Genomic DNA, 17,292 nt, shown 5'->3' on the forward strand with positions numbered 1-17,292 from the left:
AAAACTCTAGTTTGAAAAAGAATTTATAATTTTAAAAAAAAACCCAAACGGCAGCGTTTGGGTTTTTCACACTAATACTACTAAGATTTTAGGTTCATCGTAATCTATCTACAGATTTCACGAGGTCTTCATCCTTTTTAATAGCCTTGTTAGCCAAGACTAAACACACAATAGAAAAAATAGGAAGAAGAACCCCAATACCTTTCTCAGAAACGTTAATTTCTCCAGATAAGCTTAGAGATTGATATACAAAGACTCCTAGTAAAATAAAGTTTAATATTATATTAAGTCGTCCCAAAACAAATTGAGATTTCCTGTCTTTAAATCTAAAAATCGAAATCAAAGATAATAAAGCTGATCCCAAAAACAAACCTAGACACCAATAATTATCTAAAGCGTAAACTTTAGCTCCTTCGTTGTTTGTCCACAGGTGAAACACAAATATTAAGCCTGATGAAATGACAGCTGCTAAAAATAAATATAAGGTTTGAATGCGTTGAATCATGTCTTTAACTATAAATCGAATACAAAACTAGGAGTTTATTTTTTAAAAAGATAGAAATTATTTTAAAATAAAATTGTATTATTGCAGTAGAAAGAAGTAACACACTGAATTGCATCCTTCTAATCTTCCAAATTAATCTCACTTTTTTTCTTTTTATTTCATTTAGAAAATATTGAATTAATAATATCAAAATTATAATACATTATACAACATACGAATGTTTGAAATTTCACAGTTAAAAGCTAAGAAACTTCCTGAATTACAGGAGATAGCGAAAAAACTAAATGTACCAAAATACCGTACACAAAAAAAATTAGACTTGGTTTATCAAATTCTAGATTACCAAGCTACCAACCCTGACGCTGTAAAAGCTAAGGTGGCTGCTGAAGCTCCTGTAAAACAAGAAGAGCCACAAAGTAAACCACCCCAAAAACGTGCTAGGGTTACACAAAAACCAAAAATGGCACCAGAGACTAAAGACGATAAAGATCAAAAATCTTTAGATTTAGAGGAAAAAACGGAAGAGGTAAAACCAACACCTCAAGTACGTAAGCCAAGAGCTCGCAAGCCACAAGAGCGCAAACCTCAAGAAAACAGCGCTCAAGAGGATAAGTCTACTACAGACAATTCTACAAAAAACAAACCTACACCAAGACCACAAGAACAAAAGAAACCTAATCCGCGTAAAGACGATAAAAGACGTCCACAAAGCAACGATAACAGGCAACCACGTGCTAAAGATGGTAACACTCATGGTAATAACTCAAAAAACAATGGTAACAAGGATAGCAGAAATCGCTACCGTGAGCCAGATTTTGAATTTGATGCTATTATTGAAAGTGAAGGTGTTTTAGACATCATGCAAGATGGATATGGTTTTTTAAGGTCTTCAGATTATAATTACTTGTCTTCTCCAGATGATATTTATGTATCACAATCTCAAATTAGATTATTTGGATTAAAAACAGGTGATACAGTCCTTGGACATGTAAGACCACCAAAGGAAGGTGAAAAATATTTCCCTTTAATTAAAGTGAGCAAAATTAATGGCCAAAACCCAAATGTTGTAAGAGACAGAGTTGCTTTTGAGCATTTAACACCATTATTCCCAGAAGAGAAATTTAACCTTGCGGATAAGCAAGCAACGATCTCTACTCGTATTATGGACTTGTTTTCTCCTATTGGAAAAGGGCAACGTGGTATGATTGTATCACAACCAAAAACAGGAAAAACAATGCTTCTTAAGGATGTTGCTAATGCTATTGCAGCTAATCATCCTGAAGTTTATCAAATGATTTTATTAATTGATGAACGTCCTGAAGAAGTTACAGATATGCAACGTAATGTACGTGGAGAAGTGATTGCTTCTACTTTTGATAAAGAAGCTCACGAACACGTAAAAATCGCAAATATTGTATTAGAAAAAGCAAAGCGTTTAGTAGAATGTGGCCATGATGTGGTTATTCTTTTAGATTCTATTACGCGTTTGGCAAGAGCATATAATACTGTTCAACCAGCATCTGGAAAGATTCTTTCTGGTGGTGTTGATGCTAATGCTTTACACAAACCAAAACGTTTCTTTGGTGCTGCTCGTAATATTGAAAATGGTGGTTCTTTAACCATTATTGCTACGGCATTAACAGAAACAGGTTCTAAAATGGATGAAGTTATCTTTGAAGAATTTAAAGGAACCGGTAACATGGAACTTCAATTAGATCGTAAGATTTCTAACCGTCGTATTTTCCCTGCTATTGATTTAACGTCATCAAGCACAAGACGTGATGATATTTTATTAGATGATCTTACAATTCAAAGAATGTGGGTGATGCGTAAGTATCTAGCTGATATGAATCCGGTGGAAGCTATGGAATTCATCAATGAGCGTTTCAAAAGAACTAAAAATAATGAAGAGTTTTTAATTTCTATGAATGGCTAAAGTTCGTAACACAAAGTATGTATAATGTAAAAAGCCTTGAATTTATAAATTCAAGGCTTTTTTTTATGTTTTTTTATCTCTTAAATTAATAATAAATTTAAACTCTTGGTTTATTTACTCCCCTATCATACATAACAATACTACCTGCCACAGATACGTTAAGGCTTAATTGAGATTTAAATTTTATTAGAAAATGACTTTTTTCAATGGCTTGGTTAGATAAGCCGTGATCTTCTGCGCCGAGCAAATAAACACATCTACGTGGATGATGAAAAGTTTCTAAAGCGACGGCATTATCAGTTAATTCTACACCAACAAGTCTAGCTCCTTTGGGTAGATTATTAAAGAATTCGTCAAAATTATCATAATGAAAATAAGGCATCGATTTTACTGCATTATGTGTATCGCTAGATTGTTTTGCATAACGGTTCCCGATAGTAAATATAAAACTCGCACCAAGGTTTTGAGCAGATCTCCAGAGTACCCCTAGGTTTTTTGGTGTTTTTCCATTCTGAATCCCTATTCCGAAAAATTCATTTGTAAAATTATCATTCATTAATCAAAAATATAAATTTCATTTTATCTTTCATAAATAATAATAAAAGAGGTTGTATAAATACGACCTAAGTAATAATTTACACAACCTCCTGATTTTAATAAATGGTATATTATGCTGTTGCAGCTAACTTAATGTTTTGTTTGTATTCTATTGGTGAGCAATTATACTGAGCTTTAAAAATTTTAGAAAAATAACTTCTACTTGAAAACCCAAGTGAATAAACAATTTCAGAAATATTTAAATCCGTATTCTTAATTAACTCTTCTGATTTTTTAACTCTTACATAACGAATGTAATTATTAAGCGTTTTATCATGCATTAATTTAAATCCTTCTTGAACTTTTGCTGGACTAATAGAAATTTTTGCTGCAAGTTCTGTTACGCTTAAATTAGTTTCAGGAAAATTATTAATATAATCTGACAACTCTTTTATTTGTTTCAATTCAAAACCCGTAAGTGATCCTGTTGGATTTTGGGCGCTTTTTACATCTATTGAATGTTGCTCAATTTCCATTGCTAAAATTACATTTACCAATCCTTGGATTAATAACGTCCTAACCACACCACTTTGCTTTATAGCTTTTAGTTGATTAATACTATCTGCTATTTTTAAGTTATAAGACCCTATATAACTGTAATCTTCGGTACTGTTTTTTATAAAAATCTCTGATACCATTTTATTAATAGGGTGTTCTCTACTACTTGTTTTAGAAGTATTCACAGAAATTATTGTTGAGTTTACATAGATATCTTTGTAAAAACTTATATGATTTTCGTTTGTTGTTATGTTAGCTGAAATCCCTGTTTGAAATGTTTCAACTGTTTTACTTTGATTTGAATTTAAAAACGAATGTGATAACTTACCTTCCTTACAATAAAGAAAATTAGCTACTGCACGTTGTGGACTTTTAATAACAAATTTTACGTCTTCTTTAAATTTTATATCAAATTCTACAAAGATCGTGTCTCTTTCTAATTCTATACCTCTAATAAAACCTTTACCCACCCCATTATCAACGTATAGTTCTCCTTCATTAAGCTGTGTAGTAAATGTTCCTCCAATAGTACTTTTTAAAGTTTGAAACATCGATTGTAAATTAGTTGCTTTTATATCTATAGTTTTCATGAGTATTGTGTTTTGGTTAGACTGATTGTTGTTTTAGTTTGTAAAAAAGAAAAAGGGAATAGAATTTGGTGAAATTCTAAGCAAGTTGACTTTTTCTCTCTCTCTCTACATTATGGAGACTAGCATTTATTTGAGAAGTAGCCTTAAATGTAGGTTTTGGGAATATTCTTCCGACTTTAGCAAATTGCTTTTGTAGTTGTGATTGGAATTTCATGCTTGTAAGTTTTTAAGTTCGATTTTGTTTATACAAAGTAACGAATCTTAACCTCTTAGCTTGTTATACAATTCTCCAGTTTTGTTATATCATTCCTATTTATTGTTAAACAAAACTTAATAAAAGTATTAAAGAATACGCTTAGAGACATTACATACCTATCTCAAAGCATTAGTAAACTGACAAATGAGTATCAGGAAATAGAATTTGATAAATTGAAAAAATATGAAGTTTTAAAAATTCTGAATCTTTTTAGCTATTACAATTAGAATAATAACTGCAAAAACTAACAGCAAGTGAATTTTAGAATTAAGTGAAAATACAAAATAACCAAATGCCCATAATATAACGAGAAGTACCAGGAATATGTAAAGAAGGGTTTTCATAAATGAAAAAACTATTTAATTAAAGATCTAGCTCTAATAAAACATATTAAATTACTATGGGAAGACTGGTAATATATTATGAGTGCTAAATAACATTAACAAATGTCATTAATACGAATCGACCACTGTTATATAATTTTCGAAATTTGTTATATAATTTAAACACGCGTTTAATATTTCTATTTTAAGAATGGTAAATAGATTGTGAAACTTGCTCCTATTCCTGGTTCACCTTTAGCGATAATCACCCCGTGATGATTATCTACAATTTTTTTACAAATCGCTAGACCAATACCTGTACCCGAATATTCAGATTTACCATGTAGCCTATTAAATAGGTCGAAGATTTTTTTAGAATAAGTTTGCTCGAAGCCTATACCATTATCTTTAAAGATGATTTTATGATGATATTTAAATAACGATTTCTGTAAGCATTCTACATCATTAGATAACACCTCTTGATGTTTAATTTCTATTACAAGAGGAACACCTTCTCTAGAATATTTTAAAGAGTTACTTATTAAATTGATAAATAACTGCTCTATTTGAAAAGAAACCACTTCCATGGTTGGCAAAATACTACTGATAATTTCTGCATTCTTATCTTCAATACTATCTGAAAGCTCCTGTTTAGCTTGCTCTAACAATTGGTTTATGTCAACATTTTTGAAATCGTTCTTAGATTTATTGGTACGAGAGTACTGTAATAGGTCTTCTATTAACATTCGCATTCTAGATGAAGAAGACTTTATTTTATCGATATAAAATTGCCCTTTTTCTGAAAGATTATTGAGCTCTTTAGCTTCTATACGCGATATGAATGTTTGAATCTTTCTAAGTGGCTCTTGTAAGTCATGACTGGCAACATAATTAAAAGCAGACAACTCTTTATTATTACGTTCTAGTTCTAGATTACGTTCTTCTATAAGCTTAAAATTATCAAACTCATCCGTAACATCTAACGTAACACCTAATAGCTGTTTATCTTCAAAACCATTATCAATAAGCTGCGCATGCGCCTTAAAATGTTTAATAGTGCCGTTAGGTTGTACAATTCTATAATTTACAAACGGCAGCTCTTCATTTTTAATCATACTATTCACTTCCTGACCTAAACCCTCACGGTCTTCCTCATGAATAAATTCAAATAAATTCTCTAAACTGGGCTCAAAACTATTAGGTTCTACTCCTAAAAGCTTGTATAAATTATCTGAGAAATGATACGTGTTTTCATCAACATACCAAATCCATGTACCACTTTTACTTACGACTTCTGCTTGCTCTGTTAATTTTTTAAAGATTTCTAGATCTTCATTTGTTTCACTCAAAACTGTTAAATCTCTATTGATTTTAGCATAAGCTACGAGTAAAAGTACTAACGTTAATACCAGGATACCATATAAGAACAACGGTGTTAACCCTAAAGCTTGTTCACTCTTTTTTTGATTTTCTAATAGAAGTTTGTTCTCATAGACCAACATTACAGATATATCATTTCTAATACGATCCATTTTAATCTTGCCTTCGTGCAATAACAATAATAACTCTTGACTAAGTATTATTTTATCTTCAGCAATATTTAGAGACTTATTAAAAATAGCAAAACGACTAGCAACATCGACCTCTAATTGATTCAAGTTTTCCCGCTGTACTTTATTTTTAATTATTAAAGTATCTAACCTTAAAAGGTTATTGTTTACTTTTTCTGCACTTTCTTCATAAGGTTCTAAAAAGATAGAATCGTGAGTAAGCAAATAACCTCTATGACCTAATTCTGCATCTTTAAGATTAGAAATAATATATTCTAACTCACTTCTTAAATTGTAGGTATCCTTAACGACTTCGGTCGATTCTGAGAGCGAATTAATATGCTTGTAGGTAAAACCACCGATACATAAGATCACAAATAGACCTAAGCCAAATACAATTTTTAAGAGGTTACTGGGAGTTAAAAACATAGATTATAGTCGTAATAGAAAATTTTCTTTATTTAAACCACTTGTCTCGTACTGCCAATTTGTGGTAACTACTTCTGAAAGTACTTTCTTTAATTTTTCGAAATCATTAGGCTTTTTAATATAAATATTAGCACCTAAAACAAACGTGTTTTCTACATCTTCTTCAGAAGAGGAGGTAGAATAAATGGCTATGATCATCTCTTTAAATTTTGAGCTTGCCTTAATTTCCTTTAGACATTCAATTCCAGATTTCTTTGGCATGTTTAAATCTAAAAATAATAAATCAGGCAGTAAACTGGCTTTTTCTAAAAACTCCATTAATTCAATCCCATCTTTAAAAGTAGATACCCTATTTTTAATTTTTAGATCCTCGAAGGCTTCGGTAAAAAAAAACCTATCATCTTCGTCATCGTCAGCCAAAGCTATATTGATGTATTCTTTATTCATATTTTAACACGCGCTAATATTAGTCTATCCTACTCTCTTTTCTCTTTATTATAATACGTTGAAAAGCAGAAGGTGTTATCCCTGTTGTATTTTTAAACTGTTTACTTAAATGTGCCACACTAGAGTAATTCAATTTATATGCTATTTCCGTTAATGAGAGCTCTTCATTTGTCAGTAAAATTTTAGTATACTCTATTTTCTGTAAAATAATATAATTCTCAATAGATGTAAACGTAACTTCTGAAAATAAATTGGACAGATAGCTATAATTTTGATTCAGTTTTTCTGCTAAAAACACAGATGTTTTTACACCTATATCATTCTCATCATTGAACACCATATCTATGATAGCATCTTTAATTTTCTGAACCATTATATTTTTAGCATCTTCAATAACATAGATACCATAATCCTTAATGCTATTATTAAATGCTTCTAACTGTTGCCTAGACACTTGCTCTAAAAGTTCTATTTCGCCAAAAGCGGTTTGTTGGTATTTAAAATTACAAGCATTTAATTTCTCCTCTAAAAGCACATTGCAAATTTTCGTGAAATCGAATTTTAAAAATAATTTCATTTTAAAGTCTGTGTAACTGGGTTAATATGACATCAGTTATAATTAATCAAATTTAATATTAAAAATTACATAAATCATCATCTAATTTTTAAGATTTTAAAGGTAAATATTAGTAGAAAACAAAAATTAACTAACGTCTTCTTTACAATTACATGGCGTACACCATCAATATACATGATCATAGTGTATTTGCTAAGCAATGTTGCAATAAATTATTTCAAATTTTAGCATAAAAAAAAGCCGATTATAATAATCGGCTTTAAATTTATAATTATCGTGATCTTGGTTTAAAACTCAGAATAATTAAATTTCTGACCACCAATTGAAGCATCTGCCATTGCACCCGCTTTAGATTTAGCAAAAATCACAACGCCATCATTATAGTTTGCATTTTTACTAGCTCCTTTATCAACGATTACAGCTTTTGCTTCAGCAGAAAACTCAAAGTTTTCAGCTTTAAACTCATTTAAAGCATCTTCTGTTTCAAAGAAAATAACCTGAGTATAGGCCTCTCCACCTGCTTGCATCCCTACATCTATTTTTTTCAAAGAAGCCATCCCTGTTGCGACTCCGTTTTCATATAGAACACCGTTTCCTGAAGCCGCACCAACAATTAGCGCTCCTTCACCTACGTTTGGGAAAATTACATAGCCTGAAGCGCTACTAAAAAACTTTTCTAATCCTTTATCTGAATTTTTTAAAGTTGTCATTGCCTTTTCCGCATCTTTCATAACTCGCATATCATCTTTATTTTGACTGAATGCAAATACTGTTACAAACATCAATGCCATTGTTACTATTGAATTTCTAATTTTCATAATTCTAGTTTTATTGATTAAACATTTAATTAATGAAAGCTATAATAGATTTAATAATAAAATCCTTCGCTCTCATATTGTAAAATTACAAGTACTTTGAGTGGCTGATTAATGCAATTAAATGAATTCTTAATGTTATTAATTATTGTGTGTACTATTAGTGAAGAGATAAGGTATAAAGAAGATTTATTTTAAGAATGACAAAGAAATACTCCTAATTCGTCTCTTTTAAGTCTTATAATTTAGATTTTCTTTAGGGAGCAAAAAAAAAGAGTAACCATCTCTGATTACTCTTACTTAGTAGCGGGAACTGGACTCGAACCAGTGACCTTCGGGTTATGAGCCCGACGAGCTACCTACTGCTCTATCCTCATAAATATCAACACTTTAATACTCTATATTTATCATGGACCTTCATAAATATTAATATCCATTTATAAAGTGATGCCGAAAAGTGTGCCTTATTTACTCTGCAATACTACTTGGCAATGGTATTTATCTTTGATTAGAACTTCAATAGCTACTTCTTTAAATGTACACTGATTAACTTTAGATTTTAGATAACTGTAATGAGATAGCTCAAATTCGCAAATTACACTATAGAGTATATCTCCATTATATTGCAAAATTGGATTACTACAAAAAGCAATTCCAAATAGAGTTTTAAAATCTCCTTTTATATACTCGTAATTTTCATACTCTAATCCATTATTAAAAGTTGATTCTAAAATCTTAAGATTAAACTCATTTAACTCATACTGTTCTCCAATCTTAAATGGTAGTTCTTTTAATAAGGAATTACACATATATTAATTAAAATGAATGTGTTTGCTCTTCAATACTAAAAGTATCATTATCTACATTGTATGTAAAAGTAACTTCATACCTTGAATCTGTACAGTAATACAACTCACCTAAAGATTCATTTAAAACAATCTCTCCTTCTTCATTTTCTATACTAACACTTATATCATAAATGTGTATATCCTTATCGAGAACATTAGCATTAAAATCTTCTAAAGTTAATTTAGCTGATAAAATGTTACCAATGACAGCTTCCTCCTTATCTACCTGATAACCTGGAAGCATTGAATAGTCATAAGAATTGATTTCTTCTCCATCTGAAAGAAAGACTAATTTAGTATTGATATTTTCTGTCTCTGATGATAAGCCATAACAAGAAGAACCCCATGCTGAGTTTAACACATTACCAGTATCAAAAATAATTTTCATCATACCATTATTACTATTATAATTTGTTGCTCCTTCTCTAAAATAGTCTCCATCATAAGCATTTTCTCCTGTCACTCCTGTTTCTTGAAACTCTACCACATTTTCATTTATAAATATTACTTTTTGAACAAAAGTTAAACTCACATCTTCTGGAAATGTCATAGTCATAATATCTCCACTAAAACTAAAAACACCTGTTTCACTATCATAATTATTTCCTTGACCACCATCCCAGTAAGAATATGTTACATTACCACTAGAGCTAAATGTAAACGAGTTATTAATTGTTGGGTTATTATTAGGATTTTCAAATAGCCATTTCCCTAGTAATTGTGTTTCTAGTTCACTTGAATTGCTACTACTATCATCATCACTTGAACAAGCAACTAATGACAAAATCGCTATTAATGTTAAAAAGATATTCTTCATAATTTATTATTTATTGGTTAATTGATTTTTTGTTAAAATGGCAAGTCATTATCTGCTTCATCTAAAAAGCTAACAGGTTCTTGCTGTGTTTGTATTTGAGGTGTAGGTTGTTCACTATTTACAAGCTCTATTCTCCAACCTTGAATAGCATTAAAGTATTTAGCTACTCCCTCAGGGTTAATCCACTCTCTACCTCTTAAATTAAGAGCTATTTTCACTTCTTGACCTACATCAAAACTATCTAGCAAATCACATTTATCTTGAATGAATTTTACTAAAACATGTTGTGGGTATTGTTCTTCTGTAGTGATAACTACTTCTCTTTTTCTAAAGCCATTGCTCCCTATATTTTGAACATCATTTAAGACCTTTATTTTCCCTGTTAATTCCATAGTTTTTTATTTAAAAAGGTAATGGTAAAATGTATTTATAATACAAATCCATTTCCTTTGTGTTTTTCTTTACTTTTGGTTTAGCATCTAATATCTCTACACTCCAACCATATAAATGATGTTTATACTCTTTAGTGCCTTCAGAATTTTGCAGCTCTCCACCTGTGAGTCTTGCAAATACTTTTACAAACTGACCTACACTTAAATTATCTAAGTGTTTTACCCTTCCATCTGTAAAAACCACTTGAAGTTCACTACAGCAGAAATCATCAATTGACAGTACTATTTTACGTCTTGTGTATGCTCTTGTATTTTCAGTTTTTTTATAAACTTCTAAATCATCTATTGATTTGATTTTTCCTTCAAAGTGGATAGCTTTAGCTTCCTCTATAATACTCATGTATTTAAGTGTGTACTTAAAATCTTCAGGGTTTAATGTTAGTTCATCTAATTCTAAACGATAATGAGTAAGCTCTCTACTATCATAAAATACAGAAGAAAATAATTGATATTCATTTTTGTTTTCTGCTTGATAAGAAAACCAATTTTCAAGTTTCAATACACTGTCTTTAACTCCGTTATAGTTATCTAGTTGTTGCCTAAAGTAAGCTTCCTTCTTATACAGCCTTGATAAAATATCTAACTTACCATATAAGACCTCAAAATCCTTTTTCACTAATACCTCTATCGAATTCAGTTTAGAAGCATATCTCTTATCTTCTAGTATTGTAACCACATCATCATAGAAACCTCTGTACATTTCTAACCATAACACTATAGTCTTCATTTTACAAACACTTTTAGTGCTGAATGTATTGTATTCACAAATCGGATTGGAATCATTTAGATGTTTCCTATATTCTGAAATGCTTTCTTTGTTTTCATCTTTACTAATTTCATCCATTCTCTTCTATACTTTTATTTATAAGTGACTTTCAAAACGAAATTTTTTGAGATAGTTTTTTAGGAATTCAACAACTTCAAACTGTTCATTCTCCATTATAAATAATGATTGTTCTTCTGATGAAATAACAACGAAGTCTATTTCATTAACATTTGTAGTTAGTATTCTTTTGGGAAACAAAACATCTACCTTTCTAGTAAAAAGGTTCTGTTCTGAAATGGTTAAATGGTCAATAACTATCCTACACGGAACTTTGAGCCCTTTAAATGTACCGAAAAGGAATGCTAAACTGATTAATATGTATATAAAATTACTTGTTAGATTACCATCACTATCTATACCCTTGGAACTCTCATGTAAAACTACTAAAACTGGAAATGCAATCAAGGCGACATAAAAATAACTAGATATAAGATATTTGTGCAACATCTTTAAGTGATTTACATTTCTAAATACTAGCTTATCTTTAGAACTCTTACCTCTATCTAGTTCATAGGAACAAAAACTATCTGACTCTAAATTTATCTGCTCTTTAATACTACTCAATTTATGTTCTAAACTGAAATGAAAATCAGCTTCTGTTATTCCTGTATTTTGAAATTTTGAAATTTTTACTTTCATAATATTTTATTTATAAACTTTGAAATTGCCATAAACACTTATAGATAATAGATTTAACAAACATACTTTTTTTATCATTTATGATAACCATAACAGCTTACTTAATTATCATTTTTGACAACTAGATAATGTATGTTTTAAAATGGACGATAAAGACCAACTTCAAATAGCAATTGGAAAGCGAGTTAAAATGTTAAGAGAAGAGCAAGGTATTGCTCAACAAGACCTTGCTGCCAAATGTAATATTGAAAAATCTAACTTTAGTCGTTTAGAAGCTGGTGGAACCAACCCTACTTTATACACCTTAAAAAGGATTGCTGATAATTTAGGTATCACTTTATGTGATATTGTAAACCTTGAAGATAAAAAGTAAGATTTAGCTATTAATATTAATCTATAGGGCTTACAAACAGTAATTTTTTACTTAAAAAGCCTACTCACACACTCTTTCATACATAAACAAAAGACAAAAAGTCCCACTTTTTCCAATTCACTATATATAGAAATGGAAAAAAGAGGACTATTTTATCAATCCATTATCACTAAAACTATAAAAATCATCTTTAGTTACTATTAAGTGGTCTAACAGCACTATATCTAGATACTGCCCTGCTTGTTTTAGCTTTTGTGTTAAATTCTTATCTGCTTCACTTGGCTGAAGGTTTCCTGAAGGATGATTATGTGCTATTATAATGTTTGAAGCATTACACTTAAGAGCAACGCTAAACACTAATTTTGCATCTACCACAGTAGCAGAAACACCTCCTTTAGAAAGCGGATAAACACCTAATATCTGATTACTCCTATTCATCATCAATATCTTAAACTCCTCTTGTAATTCTATAGTAGAATCACTCCAACAAGCTCTTATAATATCATAAGACTGCTTACTATTACTTATTTTTAGCCTATCACTCCTGTTATTTGAGTATGAGACACTTATTTCTGAAATTTTCATGATAATTATTTTTTTTATATACAAGCTTCTTTCTCAAATACTTCTTAGAAAGTCTTCTACAAAGTCTCATAATATGATTTACCCTCTGTGTCAAACAATAGTATAGTACTTTGACACAAGTGGTATTTTTTATTTTTAACTCTATTATTCTTAAAGAAATTTACACTTGAACTTTAACATTTCAATCAATTAGGCGTATTTCAACTGACCTTCAATATTAATAATACATCCTTATAGTAATAAAGTAAACTCGCTACAGTTAGACTATCTTTTATTTATGAAGGTATGAGCAATCAAGTACAATATTGTAGCGTATTTTATAACTCAAAAAACAAAGCCCAATCTATTTACATAGACTAGGCTTATATTTTTACTCTGCATGCTCAAGAATACCATTCTTTGAAAACACATCAGAATTAGCTATAATATTATGTTTAGGCACAAAAGTTTCTTGCTTTGGCTTTACAGCATCTTCTGTAACATAAACCCATCTGTGGGATAATGTAATTTCCTCTCCCGTTTCCTTTACAACATATTCAAAAGGCTCACAGTCCTCTTTAATGATGCTCCCTGGCATTTCTGTACCAATAAGCCCAGTACACACCTGCTCATCAAATGTTGAAGGTATATAAGCTTTCTTAGCAGTAGCATAAAAGTTTCCTGTAACTTTGCTTAATACCATTTCAATTCCTCCTTGTAGTTCCAGAACGAAGAATGAAGTACCATCCTCTTTCTGTCTCTCTTTGTAATTTACGATTCTAACCATTTTTCTAAAAGTTTTTGAGTTGTAGTATACCACACACAGAAAATCAATTACCAACAGCATATAAATCTCAACTATCACCTTGAATTTATTAACTCTGCCAGAAAATCTTCTTTACTATATAAAGTGGTAGGGGCATCTTTATCCCCAGAACTTAGTGGGGGTTTTGCACAAGGTATCTGGCACTCTCACAAAGCATTCAAAAAATATATTTTTTAAAAATTTTTTATAACAAAATTTCTAATTAGATTTAGACAATATTTGACAAGAACTAATTTGACTACCAAATGATACTCTCAGAATTACTAAAATCTAAAAGGGAAACTAAAAACCTATTACTGCGTGAAGTAGCCTCTATGATAGATGCAGATACTGCTTTGATAAGCAAAATTGAAAAAGGAGATAGAAAACCTACTAGAGAGCAAATAGATAAATTAGCAATTGCTTTAGATATTGAGCATAGTAAACTTTTAAAGCTATGGCTTAGTGAGAAAGTATATGAAGATGTAAAAGGAGAAGATTTAGCTATTGAAGCTGTTAAACTGACTTTAAAAAGATTGAAAACGGAGAAATAAATGATTACAGATTACCAAGCTAAATATTTTGCTCACGAATTAACTAGAAGACTCCCTGCTAATGATATAGGTAAGTTTACAGCATCCTTACAAGATGCCCAAGTAGACATGAACCCTCATCAAGTAGAAGCTGCTTTGTTTGCTTTTCAATCACCATTATCAAAAGGAGCTCTTTTAGCTGATGAAGTTGGTTTAGGAAAAACTATTGAAGCTGGTATTATAATATCTCAAAAGTGGGCAGAAAGAAAAAGAAAATTACTTATTATTTGTCCTGCTAACCTAAGAAAACAATGGAATCAAGAATTATCTGATAAGTTTTTCATTCCTTCAACTATACTAGAATCACAGTCTTTTAATAAATTAAAAAAGCAAGGCAAAAGAAACCCTTTTGACCAAGAACAAATAATTTTATCATCATTCCAATTCATAAGGTCTAAAGAAGAGCTTGTTAGAATGATAGATTGGGACTTAGTCATTATTGATGAAGCCCATAGATTAAGAAATGTATACAAGCCTAAAAACAAAATAGCTAATGCTATAAAATCTGCTATACAACATGCTCCTAAAATACTACTTACCGCTACTCCATTACAAAACTCTATTTTAGAATTATATGGACTAGTAAGTTTCATAGACGAGTATGCTTTTGGGGACTTAAAAAGCTTTAAAACTCAGTTTGGAAAAATAACTACCGAGGATGCTTTTTTAGACTTAAAAGAACGTTTAAAACCAGTTTGTAAAAGAACTCTAAGAAGGCAAGTTTTAGAGTATATTAATTACACCAACAGAATTGCTATTGTAGAAGAGTTCTATCCATTTAAGGATGAAGAAACTTTGTATGACCTTGTTTCTGAATACCTTCAAACTCCAAGACTATATGCCTTACCTAATAGTCAAAGACAGTTAATGACTTTAATTTTAAGAAAGTTATTAGCCTCTTCCACTTATGCTATTTCAGGTACTTTAGAAGCTTTAGAAAACAAGTTAAAAGCTATTTTAGCAGACCAAAAGTTTTTAAATGAAAAGGTTGAATTAGGAACTGAATTTGAAACTATCAATGAACTTGAAGATGAATGGGGAGATGAAGAGTTAAATTCTTTTGAATTACTAACTGATGAAGAGTTAGATGAAGTACAAGCTGAACTAGACAATGTTTCTACATTTAGAGAACTGGCTATTTCAATTGAAAAAAATGCTAAAGGAGAAAAGCTGCTCACTGCATTAACTAAAGGTTTTGAAAAGCTAGAAGAACTTGGAGCTAACCAAAAAGCTATCATATTTACAGAATCTAGAAGAACACAACAATATTTATTAGACCATTTATCTAGTAATGGTTACAAAGATAAAATAGCACTGTTTAATGGTACAAATACAGATGCTAAATCTAAACAGGTATACAAAGATTGGATAGAAGAACATAAAGGTACAGATAGAGTTAGTGGTGCAAGAGCTGCTGATATGCGACAAGCTATTGTAGATTATTTTAAAAATACAGCAACCATTTTAATTGCTACTGAAGCTGCTGCTGAAGGTATCAACCTGCAATTCTGTTCCTTGTTGGTAAACTATGACATGCCTTGGAATCCACAAAGGATTGAACAGCGTATTGGTAGGGTACATAGATATGGACAAAAACATGATGTCGTAGTTATCAACTTCTTAAACCAATCTAATGAAGCAGACCAAAGAGTTTATGAGTTGTTAGACCAAAAGTTCCAACTCTTTAATGGTGTATTTGGTGTTTCTGATGAAGTTTTAGGGAGTATCAGCTCTGGTGTAGATTTTGAAAAAAGGATTGCTCAAATTTATCAAGAATGTAGACAACCTTCAGAAATAAAAAATGCTTTTGATGCACTTCAACAAGAAATGGATGAAAGTATTAACACTAGAATTGATGAAACTAGAGAGCAACTACTAGAGCATTTTGATGATGAAGTACACAAGAAACTAAAGGTAAACCTAGAGAAAGGTAAAAGCTACTTAAATCAATACGAAAACTGGTTATGGGCTGTTACTAAACATTACTTAAATGGTTGTGCCGAGTTTGATTTTAAAAGAGATGTATTTAGGTTAAAAAAGAATCCATTTCCTCAATTTAAAATTAATGAAGGTCCTTATCAATTGTTGAAAAGTGGAGATGTTATTAAAAAATCGCAACAAGAACTAGATACTAATGCCAATTTATATAGGATTGGACACCCTCTAGCAAAACAAATAGTAGAAGCTTGTAAAACAAAACAACTAGAAGTACAAAAAGTAATTTTTGACTACTCTAACCATCCTAAAAACATGGCTATTTTAGAAGATTATGTAGGTTGCAAAGGCACAGTAAGGGTTATCCAATTAAGTATTCTGTCTTTTGAAGAAGAAGACTATTTATTAATACAGGTTTTAGATGAACAAGAAAACAAGATAGATAGTGAAATAGCTCAAAAAATGTTTAGCTTACCTGCTAAAACAAGTAATGAAGTTTCTATTTCTAATGAAACAGACCAACTACTTAAAGAGGTGTTTAAAGCACAGAAACAAGAGGTGCTAGAAGATAACTTAAAGCGTAATGCAGAGTTTTTTGACCAAGAATATGATAAGCTAGATAAGTGGGCAGATGATATGAAGATTAGCCTTGAAAGGGAAATACAAGATATTGATGCAGAAATTAAACTCCGTAAAGCAGAAGCTAGAAAAAAGTTAGATTTACAAACTAAAGTAAAGGAACAACGCGCTATTAAAGAATTAGAAAAAAAGCGTAATGAAAAAAGAAAACATCTCTTTGAAGCTCAAGACCAAATAGATGATAAAAAAGATGATGTTTTAAGTAACATAGAAGAGCGTTTATCGCAACGTATAGTAGAACAAGAATTATTTACCATTGAGTGGGAATTGATATAAAA

19 protein-coding genes and 1 tRNA gene are annotated in these 17,292 nt (G+C 30.5%); 4 read left to right on the top strand and 16 right to left on the bottom strand.

Translation table 11 applies throughout. The annotated features are described in order from the left end of the window. Positions 1-94: 94 nt before the first annotated feature. A complete protein-coding gene (locus tag HM985_RS00705) occupies positions 95-505 on the bottom strand; it encodes a DUF4293 domain-containing protein (protein WP_179374394.1) in 411 nt (136 codons plus the stop codon). Positions 506-722: 217 nt separating this feature from the next. Between HM985_RS00705 and rho the strand changes: the two genes are divergently transcribed. After that, positions 723-2,441, top strand: a complete 1,719-nt coding sequence (gene rho, locus HM985_RS00710) for a transcription termination factor Rho (protein ID WP_179374395.1) — start codon at positions 723-725, stop codon at positions 2,439-2,441. Positions 2,442-2,538: 97 nt separating this feature from the next. On the opposite strand, the gene HM985_RS00715 is transcribed toward rho, so the two are convergent. The 13 genes from HM985_RS00715 to HM985_RS00775 form a co-directional block, all read right to left on the bottom strand. Then, a complete protein-coding gene (locus HM985_RS00715) occupies positions 2,539-2,997 on the bottom strand; it encodes an RNA methyltransferase (protein ID WP_179374396.1) in 459 nt (152 codons plus the stop codon). A gap of 112 nt (positions 2,998-3,109) precedes the next feature. Beyond that, complete coding sequence (locus HM985_RS00720) at positions 3,110-4,126, bottom strand: helix-turn-helix domain-containing protein (RefSeq protein WP_179374397.1); 1,017 nt, start codon at positions 4,124-4,126, stop codon at positions 3,110-3,112. Between the two features lie 447 nt (positions 4,127-4,573). Further along, positions 4,574-4,726: a lmo0937 family membrane protein gene (locus HM985_RS00725; protein WP_179374398.1), complete on the bottom strand. Its 153-nt coding sequence runs from the start codon at positions 4,724-4,726 to the stop codon at positions 4,574-4,576. Between the two features lie 179 nt (positions 4,727-4,905). Further along, entirely contained in the window at positions 4,906-6,684 is a 1,779-nt protein-coding gene (locus HM985_RS00730) for a sensor histidine kinase (RefSeq protein ID WP_179374399.1), read from the bottom strand. Positions 6,685-6,687: 3 nt separating this feature from the next. Beyond that, positions 6,688-7,131: a response regulator gene (locus HM985_RS00735; RefSeq protein WP_179374400.1), complete on the bottom strand. Its 444-nt coding sequence runs from the start codon at positions 7,129-7,131 to the stop codon at positions 6,688-6,690. Between the two features lie 19 nt (positions 7,132-7,150). After that, on the bottom strand, positions 7,151-7,708 hold the full coding sequence (locus HM985_RS00740) for a helix-turn-helix domain-containing protein (protein ID WP_179374401.1): 558 nt from the start codon (positions 7,706-7,708) through the stop codon (positions 7,151-7,153). 287 nt (positions 7,709-7,995) lie between these two features. Further along, complete coding sequence (locus HM985_RS00745) at positions 7,996-8,526, bottom strand: lipid-binding SYLF domain-containing protein (protein ID WP_179374402.1); 531 nt, start codon at positions 8,524-8,526, stop codon at positions 7,996-7,998. Between the two features lie 304 nt (positions 8,527-8,830). Next, a tRNA-Met gene (locus HM985_RS00750) sits at positions 8,831-8,897 on the bottom strand. Positions 8,898-8,987: 90 nt separating this feature from the next. Continuing rightward, on the bottom strand, positions 8,988-9,332 hold the full coding sequence (locus HM985_RS00755) for a hypothetical protein (RefSeq protein WP_179374403.1): 345 nt from the start codon (positions 9,330-9,332) through the stop codon (positions 8,988-8,990). Between the two features lie 7 nt (positions 9,333-9,339). Next, the gene (locus HM985_RS00760) at positions 9,340-10,188 is read right to left on the bottom strand and encodes a hypothetical protein (RefSeq protein WP_179374404.1); all 849 of its coding nucleotides are present in this window, start codon (positions 10,186-10,188) and stop codon (positions 9,340-9,342) included. Between the two features lie 32 nt (positions 10,189-10,220). Then, on the bottom strand, positions 10,221-10,580 hold the full coding sequence (locus HM985_RS00765) for a DUF3127 domain-containing protein (protein ID WP_179374405.1): 360 nt from the start codon (positions 10,578-10,580) through the stop codon (positions 10,221-10,223). Positions 10,581-10,590: 10 nt separating this feature from the next. Further along, entirely contained in the window at positions 10,591-11,484 is an 894-nt protein-coding gene (locus HM985_RS00770) for a DUF3127 domain-containing protein (protein ID WP_179374406.1), read from the bottom strand. 18 nt (positions 11,485-11,502) lie between these two features. Then, positions 11,503-12,105 carry a hypothetical protein gene (locus HM985_RS00775; protein WP_179374407.1) on the bottom strand — a complete coding sequence of 201 codons (603 nt, stop codon included), beginning with the start codon at positions 12,103-12,105 and terminating at the stop codon, positions 11,503-11,505. 142 nt (positions 12,106-12,247) lie between these two features. On the opposite strand from HM985_RS00775, the gene HM985_RS00780 reads away from it, so the two are divergent. Next, positions 12,248-12,478, top strand: coding sequence for a helix-turn-helix domain-containing protein (locus tag HM985_RS00780; protein WP_114677285.1), 231 nt, complete (start codon positions 12,248-12,250; stop codon positions 12,476-12,478). 147 nt (positions 12,479-12,625) lie between these two features. Here HM985_RS00780 and HM985_RS00785 read toward each other — a convergent pair whose 3' ends face one another. Then, entirely contained in the window at positions 12,626-13,063 is a 438-nt protein-coding gene (locus HM985_RS00785; RefSeq protein WP_173587586.1) for a JAB domain-containing protein, read from the bottom strand. A gap of 370 nt (positions 13,064-13,433) precedes the next feature. Next, positions 13,434-13,829 (bottom strand): hypothetical protein, encoded by a 396-nt coding sequence (locus HM985_RS00790; RefSeq protein WP_179374408.1) that lies wholly within the window; start codon positions 13,827-13,829, stop codon positions 13,434-13,436. A 284-nt stretch (positions 13,830-14,113) separates the two neighbouring features. On the opposite strand from HM985_RS00790, the gene HM985_RS00795 reads away from it, so the two are divergent. Both HM985_RS00795 and HM985_RS00800 read left to right on the top strand, forming a co-directional pair. Next, on the top strand, positions 14,114-14,401 hold the full coding sequence (locus HM985_RS00795) for a helix-turn-helix domain-containing protein (RefSeq protein WP_179374409.1): 288 nt from the start codon (positions 14,114-14,116) through the stop codon (positions 14,399-14,401). Further along, entirely contained in the window at positions 14,402-17,290 is a 2,889-nt protein-coding gene (locus tag HM985_RS00800) for an SNF2-related protein (protein ID WP_179374410.1), read from the top strand. It abuts the gene before it with no gap. Positions 17,291-17,292 lie beyond the last annotated feature (2 nt).

Origin of the sequence: Winogradskyella wichelsiae (assembly GCF_013403925.1) — a bacterium.
GTDB classification, from domain to species: domain Bacteria; phylum Bacteroidota; class Bacteroidia; order Flavobacteriales; family Flavobacteriaceae; genus Winogradskyella; species Winogradskyella wichelsiae.